The sequence below is a fragment of the Neobacillus drentensis genome, assembly GCF_021560175.1.
Lineage (GTDB): Bacteria > Bacillota > Bacilli > Bacillales > Cytobacillaceae > Neobacillus > Neobacillus drentensis_A.
The window spans coordinates 4,169,587-4,185,797 of sequence record NZ_CP091110.1; the positions used below are offsets into that span (position 1 = coordinate 4,169,587).

Sequence of the window (16,211 nt, forward strand, 5' to 3'; positions counted from 1 at the left end):
ATTATCTCTCAATAAAGTATTCATTAATTAATAACGACATTCTAAGCAGCCTGTCCTGTTCCGAAAAATCTTCTGTAAGCGATAGTACAGGTGTATTCGGCTCTGGAAATAACGGACTCCATTCAATCGGCATCCACCCTCTCCGCAGTCGCCCCACCTCTTTTAGACCACGATCATAAACGAGTTCATCCATAAAGAATGAAGATCCTTCCACCTCTCCGATGAATCTTCCGTTACGGTCAAACAGCTCCTTTTTTGCTTTCCGAAAGCCGATATTCCTCTTTTCAAATCTGCCTAAATAGAGGCGATTTCTATCAAAAACATTAATCTTTATCACTTTCCTGCCTTTTAACTTAAAATATCCCAGTACTTGGTCTTCTATATTATATAAAGCATAAGTTCGCGATGGTTTTAACCTCTCGATACCCGTTCCTCGAAATTTTTTTATGTGTCCAGCCATATGACCATTGGGAAAATAGATGAACAATCTAGAGGACTGTGAGTTCCTGTAAAGTATTAAAAGATGCTGGGCATTAAAAATAGAAGTGGAAATATCTCTAGAAGTATTCATATTGCGTTTAATTGAAATAGATTGGTTCATTCTAAATAGATAGACTTGAAAACTAATCAGGCTATAAATCATAAATGGAAGCACAAATAGCATGATTTCCCTTTGCTTTAAAACAGAAAGATTTCCTACTATGATAATTGTAGTTGGCACCAGAGCGGCAATACTACCATTTAAGTTCATATTAGCTGTATCCCGGTAATATTCATTTATTTTCATCCAGATAACCCCTTATCAATTCCTCTACTAAGAGTTTATTTAATAGGATTAAAAAAAATGATAGGAGTTTTTAAAAAGTAAAGGAGAGCCTGCTAGACTCTACACTAGCCTTCTAAATAAGAATTAATTTTATTCTTTGATTCCTGTGCATCCCGGTAGCCTTGGCGATATAAATCTTCTAACCTTTGTGGATTTCTTTCCATCCGCCCTACTTTTAATGGCTCAGATGGACGAATAATCAGCACATTACCTGCTTTTTCCTCTTTTTCTAAATAATCCAGGGTATCGTTATAAATTTGATACCTTCTCCGTAATGATTTCTGTAACCCCTTGTAATTCGGGTACTTCCTATCTACTAGAAAATGAAATTTTGATGGTTTTTTGACATAACCCTTATTCCTAGTTAAAATGACAATATTTTTTTTAAAGCCATCTTCTTGCGCTTTTTTGATAGGTATAGGATCACTTATCCCCCCGTCAAGAAGAATTTTATCTTGGTACCGGATTTCTGGAGCGATAAACGGAAGCGAGCTTGATGCCCTTAGTACGGTTAGCAAATCTTGCCCGTACTCCTGCTTTTTAAAATAAACCGGCATCCCTGTTAAGCAATCAGTTGCCCCGACCACAAACTCAACTGGACTGTTATAAAACACATCATAATGGTAAGGCACATGTTGATTAGGGATTTCATCAAAAATAAAATCCATTCCAAAGAACTGCCTATTTTTGAAATAGTTTCTCCACGATATATATCTTGGATCACTAGCATATTCAACTGTTACCGTCTTATTCCTGCCTTTTTGCTTTGATAAATAAGAAGCTGCATTACATGCTCCTGCTGAAACACCGATAACATAAGGAAAAAACAATTCCTGTTCTAAAAAATATTCCAGGATCCCGGCAGTATAAACCCCACGCATCCCGCCGCCTTCTAGAACTAATCCTATTTGGTTTAACAAACTGCCTCACCCCTAAAAAATAAGGCTGTGTTAAAGGTAATGGTTGATTATTATCATGTTGATTGGAGCGGAAGGCGGCGAAGACTCCTCGAAAATGCTTTCGCATTTCCTTCGTGCGTGGGCGTATTCGAGGAAGCAAATTCAAAGTCCTGCGGGAGTACGGGGCAGGGGAGACCCCACAGGCGCAAGTGCGCCGAGGAGGCTCCCCGGCACGCCCGCGGAAAGCGAAGCCGCCTGGAGCGGAAATCAACACTCAAAATTAACACAGCCAAAATAAAAAAATACATCTCTTATTATAGAATATGGGTTCCCGTATGCAAACAAATAGACTTTAATATTCCTGCAATACTTATATTATAAACAAGCCAAAACCCGACAAATCTTTGCCGGGTTCTCATTCTGCCTTTTATTATTTAATTAATCTAAATATCCATGGAAACCGATATTCTTTTCCTTCATAAGCTTTAACAGCTGCGATTATGCTAAAAATAAGCGCTGCAATCCCTAACACCCATAACAAAAAAATACCAATAATTACGATTGACAAGATACCTGCTACAATCGAATAGACAAAATAAGAAATAAAGAAGTTAAAGTATTCTTTCGCATGTACATCAATAAAAGTGGATTCTTCTTTTTTTAATAACCAAATAATCAGTGGTGCTATAATAGGAAAAAACAAGCTTAGGACATACAAACCTGCCGCTAATAGCCTTTCTTCACTCTTTACCATTTCATATCCCCCATTAAATAATTTTTCTTTACGCTAATATTTACGCTTCGACACTATAAAGGTTTCGTGATTTTAAAATAAATCCGCAAATAAATTATCATTAGTTGACTTTTCCTGTGACACATATGTTGCTAAAATAGATAAAATACTATTAACAACATATAGAAAGGTATTACTATGGATAAAATACTTTTAAAAAATGCGACTATTTATCCGGTTACCTCTAAACCGGCAATGTATACCGATCTCCTTATCGAAAATGGCAAGATTAAAAAAATTGGCAGCAATTTAAAGTCAGATTTAACAGTAAAAATAATTGACTGTTCGGACGCTTATTTGTTTCCTGGTTTTATTGATGTTCATACACACTTAGGTTTATATGATGAAGGAACTGGCTGGGCTGGTAATGATGCCAATGAAACAGTTGAAGCCCTCACACCGCATATCCGAGCGATTGATGGTGTATATCCATTAGATCAGGCTTTTACCGATGCGATTAAAAGCGGAATTACAACCGTTCATGTGATGCCCGGCAGTGCAAACGTTATTGGTGGTACTACTTCTGTTATTAAAACTACTGGGAAAAACATTAAGAAAATGATAGTCAAGGAGATCGCAGGGCTAAAAATTGCCTTAGGAGAAAATCCAAAGAGGATCCATAGTCATGGTAATAGTGATTCCATTACTCGAATGGGGATTATGGGAATGTTAAGGGAGGCTTTCTACAAAGCCATCCATACAGACAATCCTGAAGATCTTCGAATTGCACCACTTGTAAGGGCTTTAAAAAGAGAAATACCGGTTAGAATCCATGCCCACCGTGCCGATGATATTATTACGGCCCTGCGATTTGCGGAGGAATTCCAGCTTGATTTACGTATTGAACATTGTACAGAAGGACATTTAATAGCAAATGAATTAGCAGGACTTGATCTAAAGGTTTCAGTAGGCCCAACATTAACAAGAAGGTCTAAAGTAGAATTAAAAAATAAAACGTGGAAAACGTATGAAATTTTGACTAATCACGGCTTGGAGGTATCCATTACAACAGACCATCCTTATACACCCATCCAATACTTAAATATTTGCGCGAGCCTTGCCGTTCGTGAAGGGTTACCTGAACAAAAAGCCATTGAAGGAATTACCATTCTCCCGGCAAGAAACCTAAAAATTGACGATCGAGTCGGCAGTATTGAGGAAGGTAAGGATGCTGATTTAGTTCTCTGGACCCATCATCCTTTCTATTATTTAGCGAAGCCGAAATGGACGATGATTGGCGGTGAAATCGTTTATTCGGAAGGCTAAAAATGTGTAGAAAATTGGTAAAAAATATTAGCGAAAAACCGCAAAAAACCTATTTCTTTTTTTCAATTTTTCTTGTATTATACTCTAAGTAAATGATTTTGAACCTGTTTGATTTGGGGGTTTATCAACATAATCTGGTAACAAAAAAATGATATAGGGAAGGCAAATGGTGCGCCACCAGTTTACTGGTTCTAGTGGGTTCGATTCCCACCCCGAAATTTTTTACGCAATTCTATAAAAAATTTCGAGGGTGGACCGCTTCTTTACACATGGGATCGGAATGCCCTAATGGAGGGATTTTCATGTTGAAAAAACGTGATCTTCATGACAGCCACACACTGTACGAATTAATGACGCATCCAGATGTCTTCCCTTTTGTACGTCAAAAAGCTGACTCATATGAAGAATTTTTATTTATGACGAAACAAACGATTGAGGCAGAAGAACGGGGTGAATTAATTTCACGTACCATTCTTGATGAATGGGGCAACCCAATCGGCACCATTAATTTGTTTGACATCCAAGATAACGCTGGCTTTTTAGGGACTTGGCTGGGCAAACCCTACCATGGGAAAGGGTATAATAGCCCTGCTAAGGAAGCTTTTTTCAACGAGCTTTTTTATGAAGCCGGAATTGAGACTATTTTTATGCGAATTCGAAAGGTGAATATTCGTTCGATTAAAGCCGCAGAAAAACTTCCCTATGTTGTAAAAGCAAACGAAACGCGAGCATCACTTTACGCACAATTAAATGCAAATGAAGTTGTTTATGACTTATATGAAATACCAAAAGACCTGTATACTTTCCATCTGTTACGCATAGGAACAGATGAAACGGATTCTAAGTTATTAGAAGCCTAAAAAAGCAATCGGCTAGCCGATTGTTTCAGACTGTCGACAAATCCGAAAAAATTAAGGGTTTGTAGGCAGTCCTTTTTGTATAATTGGGATATAGATAATTTTTTTGAGGTGGATAAGATGTTAAGTAAGAATACACAGATAAATCGTGACCAATTAGAAATGATAGCTTTAGAACAACTTGTGCCGGCCAACCATTTAGTACGCAAGTTAGAAGCTTCTATTGATTTTTCATTTATCTATCCCCTGGTTCAAGAAATGTATTCTACTGAAAGAGGACGCCCAAGCATTGATCCTGTGATATTAATTAAGATGGCATTCATCCAATACACCTTCGGTATTCGATCTATGCGAAGAACTATTGAAGAAATCGAAACAAATTTGGCTTATCGTTGGTTCTTAGGCTTTGGATTTTATGATAAAGTGCCTCACTTCTCTACCTTCGGTAAAAATTACGAACGACGTTTTAAAGATACAGATTTATTTGAACAGATCTTCTATCGTATTTTGAAGGAAGCCTCTGATAAGAAATTGATTAGTAGCGAGCATGTATTTATAGATTCAACCCATGTAAAAGCAAGTGCAAATAAACATAAATTCGAGAAGAAATTAGTTAGAAAAGAAACGAAAGCATACGAAGCAAGACTACAAGAAGAGATTAATAAAGACCGTGAAGAACATGATAAAAAGCCATTTCCACCAGATAAGTTTGAGAAAGAGGAATTTAAGGAAATAAAAAAAAGTACTACTGACCCTGAGAGTGGTTATTACGTAAAGGACGAGCGTACGAAACAGTTCGCATACTCATTCCATGCGGCCGCTGATCGAAATGGTTTTGTATTAGGGGCAATTGTAACTCCTGGGAATGTCCATGATAGTGTCATTTTCGAACCACTATTGGAAAAGGTAATCGAGAAACAAGGAAAACCTTCTGCTGTTGCTGCTGATGCTGGATATAAAACACCTGCTATTGCCCAATACATATTTGAAAATGATATGACACCTGCTTTACCTTATACTCGCCCTCGTACGAAAGAGGGGTACATGAAAAAATATGAATATGTTTATGATGAATACTACGATTGTTATATCTGTCCGCAAGGACAAATATTGAAGTATGCAACTACGACGAAGGAAGGCTACCGTCAATACTTCTCTAATCCGATTGAATGTGAAAAATGTCCCTTACTTTCAAAATGCACGCAGAGTAAGGAACATAAAAAACTCATTCAGCGTCATGTCTGGGAACACCATATAGAAGAAGCCGAATATCTTCGTTCGACACAAGAGAATAAAAGCATTTACGCAAAACGCAAAGAAACCATTGAACGTGTTTTTGCAGATGCCAAGGAAAAGCATGGTATGCGTTGGACAACCTTAAGAGGCCTAAAAAAATTGTCCATGCAAGCGATGCTTACTTTTGCTGCCATGAATTTAAAAAAGATGGCCAATTGGACTTGGATAAGTCCAGAAATGGCGTAGCAATAAGCATAGGATAGGCCTAACTTTTGCTCTTACGAGCAAAAAAACAACAAAAAGACACCCAGATTGGCACATCCGGATGCCTTTTGTCTACAATCTGAAGCAATCGGCTAGCCGATTGCTTTTCATTTTTTATAAAAATCATGATTCCAATGTATTTTGGTCATTGATCCCTTCACTAATTCCCATATGGAGCAAAAATTCGTCTAATTCCTCATTTGTTAACGTTTCAAAGCGGCCATCTTGAAAAAAAACCTGGGTTTGATTTGGATTAATTCGGTTCATGTTAAAACTCATACAATTCTTTGCTCCTTTCATAGATGAATAAATTCTAGTATCTACAAAAGTTGCCATATCCATTCACAAAATCAAATTGTTCAAAAACTTTAGAACATATATACTTTTTACGTTCTTAATGCCTTTCCGAGGACATCAAACCCGCCGGTTACTGGTATAATACTTCCTGTAATATAATCAGATTTCTCATCAATTAAAAATTGGATAACGCGAGCGATATCTTCACCCGTTCCCTGTCTACCCACCGAATGCCTTTCACTGCTTAATGAGAGGGAATCTTTAATGTTTTTTTCCTTCCATTCATTTGTAATATCTCCAGGGCAAATCATATTCGCGGTTATTCCATACTCCCTTTCTTCCATTGCCATGGTTCTAGTGAAGGATGCTAAACCAGTCTTAGCCGCAGCAAAAGCGGATCGGAAAATCCAGCCTGGTGTGGTTTCAACCCGGTCGAACCCTAACGTAATAATTCTCCCCCAGTTTTGTTTCCTCATTAAAGGGATGATCAGTTTTGACAAATAAAATACTGCTGTTAAATTACCTTGGATTAAATAATCCCATTCCTCAAAAGAGTAATCTGTCAGTTTTTTTCGTTCATGTATGTATGGACCAGCATTATGAACTAAGACATCTATTCCCGAATAAGCTAAAAGAGTCTCATTCACAATGCGTATACAATCCTCTTTGTTGGCAACATCGCCTTGGATGGCAATATTCTTTGTCCCGTAATGATCATTTAATTGCTTTGCTAAGAAAACAGCTTCTGACTCACTTTTTCGATAGTTGATCACAAGTTGATACCCATTTTCCGCAAGCAGTTCTGCCGTTTTTTTGCCGATACCAGAAGCTCCGCCTGTAATCAATGCCGTTTTCTTGTTCACCATCATTACCTCTCTATAAAAAGAATTCTTCTCTTTATATATATGTTAAAAAGAAATGTTTATATATGCAAATTTTATCGCCTGTCCCTTTTTATGGGATGGGAAGTTTTAATAACGGATGGGCGAGTAGTTGCATATGATACGGATAACAACAATAAAGGATGTGACAGGATGCAGACTGTAATTAATATCTTCAGCCTGAAAATCAACAGTGTTTCTAACAACGGGTCTGTCAACATCGGCGAAGCCCTTCATAATGCACATACAGCTAATTCAAAATCCCAAGGTCAAAATTCATCCTATGGAGATTTTGCCCCCCCCACTGCGGCCATGGAGAATGTTTTTATTGATCCAGATATGAATGATATGGGTGATATCGCAAATCCATCGAATGTCTATAGTAATTCGATATAAAGGACTGAAAAAAATGCCTTTTCAGATAAACGTTTTTAATATCAAGACGAATTCCATAGCTAACAATGCAAATATTTCTTTAGGGCCGGCCGTCCAGAATAGCCATACCGCCAACCAAAAATGGATAGGATCCAATTTTGCCTTAGGGGATTTATCTCCTTCAAGTTCTTTTTCATTAAATGGCTTCGGTGACACAGATATTAGTGACCAAGACCAAATTGCGAACCCTTCCGCACCAATTGCAAATCAATTTTAGCGTTAGAGAGGTTGAAAGAAAATGTTTCCTTGGAATATGTTTCCTTTTACAAAGGATATGAAAGATTCATTACAAAAAATGAAACCGGATGAGATTAACAATTACGTTCAAGATCTAATTGGAAAAATAATGCCCAATAACATGGGCGATATGATGAACAACCAAGATTTATTCAGAAATTTTCAAACATCAGATACAAAACAAAGGTCAGCCAATGTATTAAATTCCACCGCCTTTGAGACACATGATTATGTATTCGTAAGAATACCCATTCGTAACGAAGAATGGTTGAACCAGCTTCGCCTCTACCATACTTCAAATCAACTTATTGTAGAACATATTCCTGATCGAGAAGATTCTAATACGATTACTCTTCCCGCAATTGTTAAAAAGAAAGGCGGCACGGCAAATTATAAAGATGGGGTCCTAGAAATAAAAATTCCTAAAAATATTGATATGCAATATTCACAAATCGACGTGACAGAAATTCTGTAAGCGTTGATTTTTTTTGCATGTTTCCGGTAATTACAAATAAGATTAACTAAAGGAAGCTATCCCGGTTCGGTTTGTGAATAATCCAATTCTGAATAGAGGGTTTTTATGCAATTCTTCTTTCGCTTGTTCACTTCAAATAAAACTTTTACGAAGAAAATATCGGAATTGGAAAACAAGATTACTTCACTTGAGTCAAAAATTAATGAAGTCAACACAGAGGTAAAATCTATTAGTATCCCTGCAGCAAAAAAAGAAAGTGACCGTCCTCCAACGGTTCAAATAAACCATCTGCAGGTTGACCAAATTGTGATTGAACACTTAGATTATGCTAATAACTTTGGCCAAGTAGGGATAAAAGAGTTATCGGGGAAGTTGAACATTGGTTCAACATATGAAGGAGATATTTCTGAAAAAGTCAATGAAATTGTCAAACAGAAATTAGGGAAGGAAGCAACGGTAAATATTAAGGCAAAAAAAGAGGAGTAAAATACAAACTTATACTCTTTTTTAGAGGTAAAAGACAGCCAAATGGCTGTCTTATTTTTAGTATAGATCCTAATGATTAATTACTTTTTGTGATCATCCATGTTCATGCCGTCCATTGATTGATTAGATGCTGCATCTTCCTTCTCACTCGGTGCCCCAACTGTAAACTCCTTTTTCGGCATATTATGCATATCCCTTGCAGTTACATGTGAGATAATATAATATGTACCCTCTTGTTGGAACGTTTTTTCTAACCGATACACACCATCTTCTGAATGTTTAACAGCAATTTTCTCATGTTTTGTATCTTTAGACCGCCAGACCTCAAAGGTCACTTCCGCATCATTGATTTTTTCCTTTCCTTGCGTAACTTTTGCCTCAAATGTAATCGGTTTGTTTGGTTCGCCTGGATTAGGATTCACGGACAAATTTACATCCACCATTTTCGGCATATCACCGGTACGATCCTCTTGCTTGCTGCAAGAAACGACTAAACCTAAAAACAAGGTGACAATAAACATCAGGACTAGCTTTTTCACAGTATTTCTCCCCTAACATAGTTCGTTCCATTATAGATTTTGGACCTTCACTAGCATTGTTACATATTTACCAATATTTTTGCAAAAAATAATGTTTAACAATAGTATGAAAGGAGAAACCTATGTCAACTCCATACAAATGTCCTAATTGTAAAACAAACCGAAGTCGTTTTAACATTATTCAACAAGTCGTTCAATCTGTTAAACTCGACCCTCAATCAGGCGATGTTATTCACGAATATAGCGAGAAAGAGCTTGAGCCATTTCATCTTCCATATAATGGACCAGAATACCGTGTTCAATGCGGTGCCTGCGGATTAATTGAAGATGAACTGACCTTCATCAAGTTTGGCGAACAGCGTTAGATCATTTAAAAACACCTTTAGCAATTCTAAAGGTGTTTTTGTTTATTTTAGAAATCATTTTCTTTTAAAAATGGCTTAGAATCCACTTTCCAAGCATCTGCTGGGGAAAAACGGATTAAGTGAATGTCTCCTTGAAACGTTTGCCTGCCTACGTCCTTAATGTACCAATCAATCACAGCAGGCACGTCTAAACTTATTTCTTCGGTAAGGTCTTCAGGTGGCAGCTGCTCTAATCTTACAATCCGAACATTTTCAACTTTTTCAAGAATTGGAACCCATTTTACTGTTTGCAGTGACGTTTTCGAGACAATAGCAGTATCCTGCTGTTTAAAGCCAGCAATATAAGCGTTAATTACCTGATAGGGATCGGCGTTTGCCAGATATTGATTTAAATGGCCTGATGCCTTATAGATCATTAGCATATGAGACAAGTCCATTGAATTGGTACGATGGGTTGTACTACCATAGAAATGAATACAAAAATGTCCTGGAAAATTATTTTTTAATGCTCCCGCTCCATGAGGCATTCCATGCATAGATGCGGCAATTCTCTGCTTTTTATGAATAACATAAATGGCCCGGCGTTTCCAGCTCCATTTTCCCCCATAAATTTTTTTCATAATATTTGTATCCTTTTCAGTTAGCGGCTGTACATCAGCATGTTGACTTCCGGCCCGTCTTTGTACCTTAAACCTTTTTCCTGTTTCCATATCTTGGACAACGAACTTCGAGTATTTGGGTAATAACTGATTCACTGTTTTCCAGTCCGGCATTTCGATATTGTTTTTTTTCTCGTTTGCTGCATCTACCCCATATCCATTTAGGAGGATTTGGATAACGACTATGAAAAAACATACTGCCTTCTTCACTAATGCTCCTCCTTTAATGGCTTTTAGCTACATTAAAAGAGTTACCTGAAGTGGAATTAATCATTCATTCGCCACCCATTTTTATTTGGGTTAAACTACTCTGTCACATTTTCAAGTGAAGCAAGCTGCTTTTTAATGACATCCCAATTAACCTTTTCTCCGATAAACACCAGATTTAACCGCATATTCATGTATTCCTTCATGTAAAAAGGCATCCCATATGCATATTGGAAAAGAAATGGCTGTTGCGAATAGTGAAACTTTAGATAACCTTTTATCCTGTAAATGGTATCTGGTAATTTTTTTAAAAACTCTTCAAAACCAGTATCGCTAATCGGTTTATGAAACTGATAAACGAACGTAGATAAATTTAAGTGGATATGGCTAGATTCCTTTTCAAGATTTACAGACAATTTTCTAAGCTGTTCAATTGGAACTTTAGAGTATTGGGTTAGTAAACATTGCGCAGTAGAATTTAACCCTTGCATTTCAAATATCAATTGGGCCTGCTCATTTTCTTTTAATTCATCTATTTTGTTTATAAGAATAAAATCTGCATTTCTCACCTGTTCAAGGATCAATTGCTGCAGCTGAGGGCTTAACGCTTTCCTATCCTTCCACCTCGTACCATCGACAGTTGTAATAATCCCTTTTATCGATAATTGATCTGCAAACAAGGGGGAAAGGATGGAATCTAATACTTCCACTGGATGGGCTGCACCCGTTGTCTCAATATAGATTACCTCCGGCTGATCCTTCATTAATAACCCTTGGAGCTGTGCTTCAAGTTCGTCCTGTATGGAACAGCAAATACACCCTCCTAATAATTCTTTTAACAATACATCTTCTTCTACGGCATCGGAATCAATTGAAACTTGACCTAGTTCATTCATTAAGACAGCTGCTTTTCTCCCACGGCTGCGCTCGTCCTCTAACAATCGTTTTAATAAGGTTGTCTTACCGCTTCCTAAAAATCCTGACAATATGTATACTTCTACCTTATTCATACTTATTTCCCTTCTATAATAAAGTGTAACCCGACTCCAGTTGGAATCGGGTTACTATTTTTATTTCATACGGCCTTTTAATACCTCAACCGCTTTTTGTAATTGAGTATCGCTGTTTTTTAACTTCTCACGCAATGCATCCATGAGCTTCAAGGTAGAATCACCCTTTAACACACCATTAGCTGGAAGCTTCTGAGCTGTTTGAAATTTGATAACAGCTTGTTTTGTCTTCTCGTCAAAGAATCCGTCTACCCTGCCTGGATCATATCCAATTGCCTTTAACATCTTCTGTGCTGTTTGTACCTCTGTCGAAGAAGATGATAATACCAATTCCTTATCCGGATCAATAATCGGTAATGTCGCATATTCAGGAAGCGCCACTTCCACATCGGGAACAATGCCCTTTTTGTGAATCCAATTGCCATTAGGTGTTAACCACTTTGCAATTGTGTATTTCAAATTGGAGCCGTCTTTAAAATCAGCTGCGGTTTGAACAGTACCTTTTCCAAAGGACTTTTCACCAACCAATGGAACACCAGCAGATTCTTTTACAGCTGCAGCAAATATTTCAGAAGCACTAGCACTTCCTTTATCAATTAACACAACAAGCGGAAGATCTGGATTGCCTTCATTTTGGGAAGCAATTTCCTTAATTTTACCGTTACGATCTTGTTCTTTAACAATGATTTTCCCCTTAGGAACAAACATACTAGTTATACTTACAGCTTGATCCAATAATCCCCCTGGATTTTGGCGTAGGTCTAGAACAAGCCCTTTCATTCCTTTTTTCTGTAAATCGTTTAAAGTAGTGACTAATTCTTTTGATGTGTTACTTGAAAAACTAGTAATTTGAACCTTGGCAATCGAATCATCAACCATTTCCCCATACACTGTTTCAATTGGAATCGTGTCACGAACAATCGGGACATTCATTGGTGCATCCATACCTGGTCTTTGAATCGATAGTGTCACCTTTGTTCCTTTTTTACCTCTAATCATTGTTACAGCTTCTGTTGAATTCATGCCTTGCAGGCTCTTACCATTTACCGAAATGACCATATCATTGGGTTTTAAACCTGCTTTTTCGGCAGGGGATCCTTTAATAGGAGATACAATGATAATATGGCCATCCTTTTCCTGTATTTCAGCACCTATCCCTTCGAATGAAGAGGAGATGCTGCTATGAAAGCTTTTTGCTTCTTCATTGCTCATATAGTCAGAATAAGGATCATCAAGTGATTTGACCATACCGTCAATTGCACCATTAATCAACTTCTTCTGATTAACATCCTTGTAATAACCATTTGTTATGGTATCAAAAGCCTCATAAAGTTTATTAAACTCAGTTCTTTCCGGCGCAACTGTTACCACTTTATCTTTTCCAAACGCAAGAGCGAAGGTTGTAATCCCAGCCGATAGGAAAACAAGGAAAAATAGCAGCATAATAAAATGAAACTTTTTCAAGCGTATATAACCTGATTTATTTTCGGTCACTTGCTCTTGTTCTACTTTTTCTTCCTCAGCCTTCAGTTGATCTCCATTTTTTTCTTCCAAAGCCTTCACCACTTTCATTCACCATAAAAATATAAATTGTAAACCAGCAATTAAACGGGGTATCTTACCTTTTAAGAAGCCTATTTTAAAATAGTAAACCCTTAGTGATTAGAATAACATCTTTTATATAAAATTAACAAAGAAAAGTTAATGAATATAATAAGAATTACGTTTTCTCTCTTTTTTAAAAGAAAAACGGCACTACCTGGTGATAATGCCGTTCATTTTAAGCTATATCACAGCCCTGGTCCTCCACTGCTTTTCACTTTATATTTTAACCCTCTTCAGGCGAAGCGAGTTTGTGACAACAGATACCGAGCTGAAGGCCATTGCCGCACCCGCTACCCAAGGAGCAAGCAATCCGATTGCTGCAATTGGAATACCTCCGGAATTGTAAAAAAGTGCCCAAAACAGATTTTGCCGGATATTTTGCATCGTTTTCTTACTTAAAGAAATGGCCTTTGAGACCAAAGTAAGTTCTCCGCCAAGAATGGTAATATCAGCTGCTTCAATGGCGACATCTGTTCCTGTACCAATGGCAATCCCGATATCGGCCACGGCAAGAGCAGGGGCATCATTAATCCCATCACCTACCATTGCTACTTTTAACCCTTTAGTCTGTAATTCCTTCACATGTATGGCTTTTTCTTCAGGCAAAACTTCGGCAATCACGTTTTGGATTCCAACTTGATTGGCAATCGCCTTTGCTGTCCGATCATTATCACCGGTAAGCATATACACTTTGATTCCTAACTCCGTTAATTGCTGAACGGCCTGAATGGCTGTTTCTTTTACTGTATCCGCAACCGCCACCATTCCCATAATGGTATCATTGATAGCAATATACATTGCCGTTTTTCCTTCTGTTTCAAAACGCAGCAGGTCTTTTTCTAACTTATGGTAGGAAATACTTTTTAAATTCATAAGTTTACGCGTTCCCACATAGACCTCATCATCGCCAATTTTCGCCTCAATTCCATACCCAGGTATCGCTTTAAAACGTTTTACTGGTAAGGTGCTTGAACGTTTTTCCCTTCCATACTTTACAATTGCTTCCGCAAGGGGGTGTTCAGATGACTTTTCAGCTGAAACAAGATACTGAAGGACCTTTTTCTCATCTTGGTAGGCAATAAAATCGGTAACCACGGGTTGACCCTTAGTAATTGTCCCAGTTTTATCAAAGACGACTGCATTGATTTTGTGGGCGGTCTCAAGATGCTCCCCACCCTTAAAAAGAATTCCCATTTCTGCAGCTTTTCCCGTCCCGACCATAATGGAGGTAGGGGTTGCAAGACCAAGAGAACATGGGCAAGCAATAACGAGTACTGCAATCGCAGTTTCTAACGCAGAAGGGAAATCGTTAGGGCTTATAACTAAATACCAAATAATGAATGTTAAAATGGATATGGCAACTACTACAGGGACAAAATAACCTGATATCGTATCTGCAAGCCGTTGAATCGGTGCTTTACTACCCTGTGCTTCTTCCACAATTCTAATAATTCCAGCAAGTGCAGTATCCTTTCCTACCTTTGTTGCTAGCATAGTAAGTGTGCCGTTTTTATTAATGGTTGACCCAATGAGGATGTCCCCAACCGTTTTCTCTACTGGGATGGATTCACCGGTAATCATCGACTCATCAATTGAAGATTGCCCCTGGATGACCCTCCCATCAACAGGAATTTTCTCTCCAGGCTTCACGATTAATCGATCGCCAGCCTTTACCTCATCTATTGGAATCTGAGTTTCTTTCCCATTTTTTATCACAGTTGCTTCCTTGGCCTGAAGGTTTAACAGTTTTGAAATAGCAACGGTTGTCCTCCCTTTTGCGATTGTTTCAAATAACTTACCAAGTAGAATTAACGTAATGAGAATTGCGCTCGTTTCAAAATAGAGATGTGGCATATAAAAAGGGTTTCGAATCGTCTTTATCCCTTCTGCAAGACTATAGAAATAAGCAGCTGAGGTCCCCAAGGCAACAAGGACATCCATATTTGCACTTTTGTTTTTAATCGCCTTAAAGGCAGCAATGTAAAAGGGACCACCAATATAGAACTGAATCGGTGTGGCTAAAAGGAATTGAAACCAAGGATTCATTAATAAATGCGGCATTGGCAGACCTAAATTGATAGGGATGTGACCCAGCATTGTATACAAAAGCGGAATGGATAATAGGACAGAAAGTAGAAACTTTTGTTTCTTCTGTTTGATTTCCTCTTCCTTATGCTGTTGTTTTGATTCCCTTTTTCCCTTCTCCTTTGCTTCATAACCAAGTTTATTAATTCTATCTTTAATGCCCTCTATCGTAACTTCCCCCGGGTTATATTCAACACGTGCTGATTCAGCTGCTAAATTAACGGTTGCTTGTTTAATACCGTCCATTTTGTTTAACACTTTCTCAATTCGTGTGGAACAGGCCGCACAGGTCATTCCATAAATATCCAATTCCGATTTCTCAAACCGAACGCCATAGCCTAGATTCTCAATTTTGACGATAATGTCATGACTCGTTACCTTGTTTTTCTCATATGAAATGACTGCTCTTTCCAACGGTAAATTAACATTGGCTTCAACGCCATCCATTTTATTTAGCACTTTTTCAATTCTTGTGGAACATGCCGCACAGGTCATACCCGTAATATCTAATTTGAGCTGCTCTTTCACTTCGTTCACCTCATTCATACTATACCCCTGCACCCTATATATCACAATATATTTATGAATTATGTCACTTATTTGCCTCTTTTTTATTTTACTTTTTGGCTGTGTCAATCTTGAATGTTGATTTCCGCTCCAGGCGGCTTCGCTTTCCGGGGGCGTGCCGGGGAGCCTCCTCGGCGCACATGCGCCTGTGGGGTCTCCCCTGACCCGTACTCCCGCAGGACTTTGAATTTGCATCCTCGAATCCGCCCACGCACGAAGGAA

Annotated in this window: 18 protein-coding genes; 8 read left to right on the forward strand and 10 right to left on the reverse strand. The window is 38.0% G+C overall.

Annotated elements, in window-relative coordinates; translation table 11 throughout:
* Position 1 precedes the first annotated feature (1 nt).
* From L1999_RS19540 to L1999_RS19550, 3 genes are all read right to left on the reverse strand, one after another.
* Positions 2 to 787, reverse strand: coding sequence for a hypothetical protein (locus tag L1999_RS19540; RefSeq protein WP_235740074.1), 786 nt, complete (start codon positions 785 to 787; stop codon positions 2 to 4).
* A 104-nt stretch (positions 788 to 891) separates the two neighbouring features.
* Positions 892 to 1,746 carry a patatin-like phospholipase family protein gene (locus tag L1999_RS19545; protein WP_235740075.1) on the reverse strand — a complete coding sequence of 285 codons (855 nt, stop codon included), beginning with the start codon at positions 1,744 to 1,746 and terminating at the stop codon, positions 892 to 894.
* A 409-nt stretch (positions 1,747 to 2,155) separates the two neighbouring features.
* A complete protein-coding gene (locus L1999_RS19550; RefSeq protein ID WP_235740076.1) occupies positions 2,156 to 2,479 on the reverse strand; it encodes a DUF4870 domain-containing protein in 324 nt (107 codons plus the stop codon).
* A gap of 177 nt (positions 2,480 to 2,656) precedes the next feature.
* Here L1999_RS19550 and L1999_RS19555 point away from each other — a divergent pair, with 177 nt between their 5' ends.
* The 3 genes from L1999_RS19555 to L1999_RS19565 all read left to right on the forward strand — a co-directional run bounded on the left by L1999_RS19555 (position 2,657) and on the right by L1999_RS19565 (position 6,123).
* Positions 2,657 to 3,784, forward strand: coding sequence for an amidohydrolase (locus L1999_RS19555; RefSeq protein WP_235740077.1), 1,128 nt, complete (start codon positions 2,657 to 2,659; stop codon positions 3,782 to 3,784).
* Positions 3,785 to 4,086: 302 nt separating this feature from the next.
* A complete protein-coding gene (locus L1999_RS19560; protein ID WP_235740078.1) occupies positions 4,087 to 4,644 on the forward strand; it encodes a GNAT family N-acetyltransferase in 558 nt (185 codons plus the stop codon).
* A 117-nt stretch (positions 4,645 to 4,761) separates the two neighbouring features.
* Positions 4,762 to 6,123 carry an IS1182 family transposase gene (locus L1999_RS19565; RefSeq protein ID WP_235740079.1) on the forward strand — a complete coding sequence of 454 codons (1,362 nt, stop codon included), beginning with the start codon at positions 4,762 to 4,764 and terminating at the stop codon, positions 6,121 to 6,123.
* A gap of 141 nt (positions 6,124 to 6,264) precedes the next feature.
* On the opposite strand, the gene L1999_RS19570 is transcribed toward L1999_RS19565, so the two are convergent.
* Both L1999_RS19570 and L1999_RS19575 read right to left on the reverse strand, forming a co-directional pair.
* Entirely contained in the window at positions 6,265 to 6,420 is a 156-nt protein-coding gene (locus L1999_RS19570; protein ID WP_235740080.1) for a hypothetical protein, read from the reverse strand.
* A gap of 107 nt (positions 6,421 to 6,527) precedes the next feature.
* Positions 6,528 to 7,301 carry an SDR family oxidoreductase gene (locus tag L1999_RS19575; protein ID WP_235740081.1) on the reverse strand — a complete coding sequence of 258 codons (774 nt, stop codon included), beginning with the start codon at positions 7,299 to 7,301 and terminating at the stop codon, positions 6,528 to 6,530.
* Positions 7,302 to 7,472: 171 nt separating this feature from the next.
* On the opposite strand from L1999_RS19575, the gene L1999_RS19580 reads away from it, so the two are divergent.
* The 4 genes from L1999_RS19580 to L1999_RS19595 all read left to right on the forward strand — a co-directional run bounded on the left by L1999_RS19580 (position 7,473) and on the right by L1999_RS19595 (position 8,952).
* Positions 7,473 to 7,715, forward strand: coding sequence for a spore germination protein (locus L1999_RS19580; RefSeq protein WP_235740082.1), 243 nt, complete (start codon positions 7,473 to 7,475; stop codon positions 7,713 to 7,715).
* A gap of 13 nt (positions 7,716 to 7,728) precedes the next feature.
* Entirely contained in the window at positions 7,729 to 7,971 is a 243-nt protein-coding gene (locus L1999_RS19585; RefSeq protein ID WP_215042895.1) for a spore germination protein, read from the forward strand.
* A 21-nt stretch (positions 7,972 to 7,992) separates the two neighbouring features.
* Positions 7,993 to 8,466 (forward strand): Hsp20/alpha crystallin family protein, encoded by a 474-nt coding sequence (locus L1999_RS19590; protein ID WP_235740083.1) that lies wholly within the window; start codon positions 7,993 to 7,995, stop codon positions 8,464 to 8,466.
* A gap of 105 nt (positions 8,467 to 8,571) precedes the next feature.
* Positions 8,572 to 8,952 (forward strand): hypothetical protein, encoded by a 381-nt coding sequence (locus L1999_RS19595; RefSeq protein WP_235740084.1) that lies wholly within the window; start codon positions 8,572 to 8,574, stop codon positions 8,950 to 8,952.
* 80 nt (positions 8,953 to 9,032) lie between these two features.
* On the opposite strand, the gene L1999_RS19600 is transcribed toward L1999_RS19595, so the two are convergent.
* Positions 9,033 to 9,491 carry a FixH family protein gene (locus L1999_RS19600; protein WP_235740085.1) on the reverse strand — a complete coding sequence of 153 codons (459 nt, stop codon included), beginning with the start codon at positions 9,489 to 9,491 and terminating at the stop codon, positions 9,033 to 9,035.
* Between the two features lie 122 nt (positions 9,492 to 9,613).
* Here L1999_RS19600 and L1999_RS19605 point away from each other — a divergent pair, with 122 nt between their 5' ends.
* Entirely contained in the window at positions 9,614 to 9,856 is a 243-nt protein-coding gene (locus L1999_RS19605; protein ID WP_235740086.1) for a DNA alkylation repair protein, read from the forward strand.
* Positions 9,857 to 9,903: 47 nt separating this feature from the next.
* Here L1999_RS19605 and L1999_RS19610 read toward each other — a convergent pair whose 3' ends face one another.
* The 4 genes from L1999_RS19610 to L1999_RS19625 form a co-directional block, all read right to left on the reverse strand.
* On the reverse strand, positions 9,904 to 10,725 hold the full coding sequence (locus L1999_RS19610) for a hypothetical protein (RefSeq protein ID WP_430539978.1): 822 nt from the start codon (positions 10,723 to 10,725) through the stop codon (positions 9,904 to 9,906).
* Positions 10,726 to 10,820: 95 nt separating this feature from the next.
* Positions 10,821 to 11,732, reverse strand: a complete 912-nt coding sequence (locus L1999_RS19615) for a CobW family GTP-binding protein (protein ID WP_235740087.1) — start codon at positions 11,730 to 11,732, stop codon at positions 10,821 to 10,823.
* 60 nt (positions 11,733 to 11,792) lie between these two features.
* Positions 11,793 to 13,304 (reverse strand): lmo1851 family serine protease, encoded by a 1,512-nt coding sequence (locus L1999_RS19620; protein WP_275677112.1) that lies wholly within the window; start codon positions 13,302 to 13,304, stop codon positions 11,793 to 11,795.
* 249 nt (positions 13,305 to 13,553) lie between these two features.
* Positions 13,554 to 15,968: a heavy metal translocating P-type ATPase gene (locus tag L1999_RS19625; protein WP_235740088.1), complete on the reverse strand. Its 2,415-nt coding sequence runs from the start codon at positions 15,966 to 15,968 to the stop codon at positions 13,554 to 13,556.
* Positions 15,969 to 16,211 lie beyond the last annotated feature (243 nt).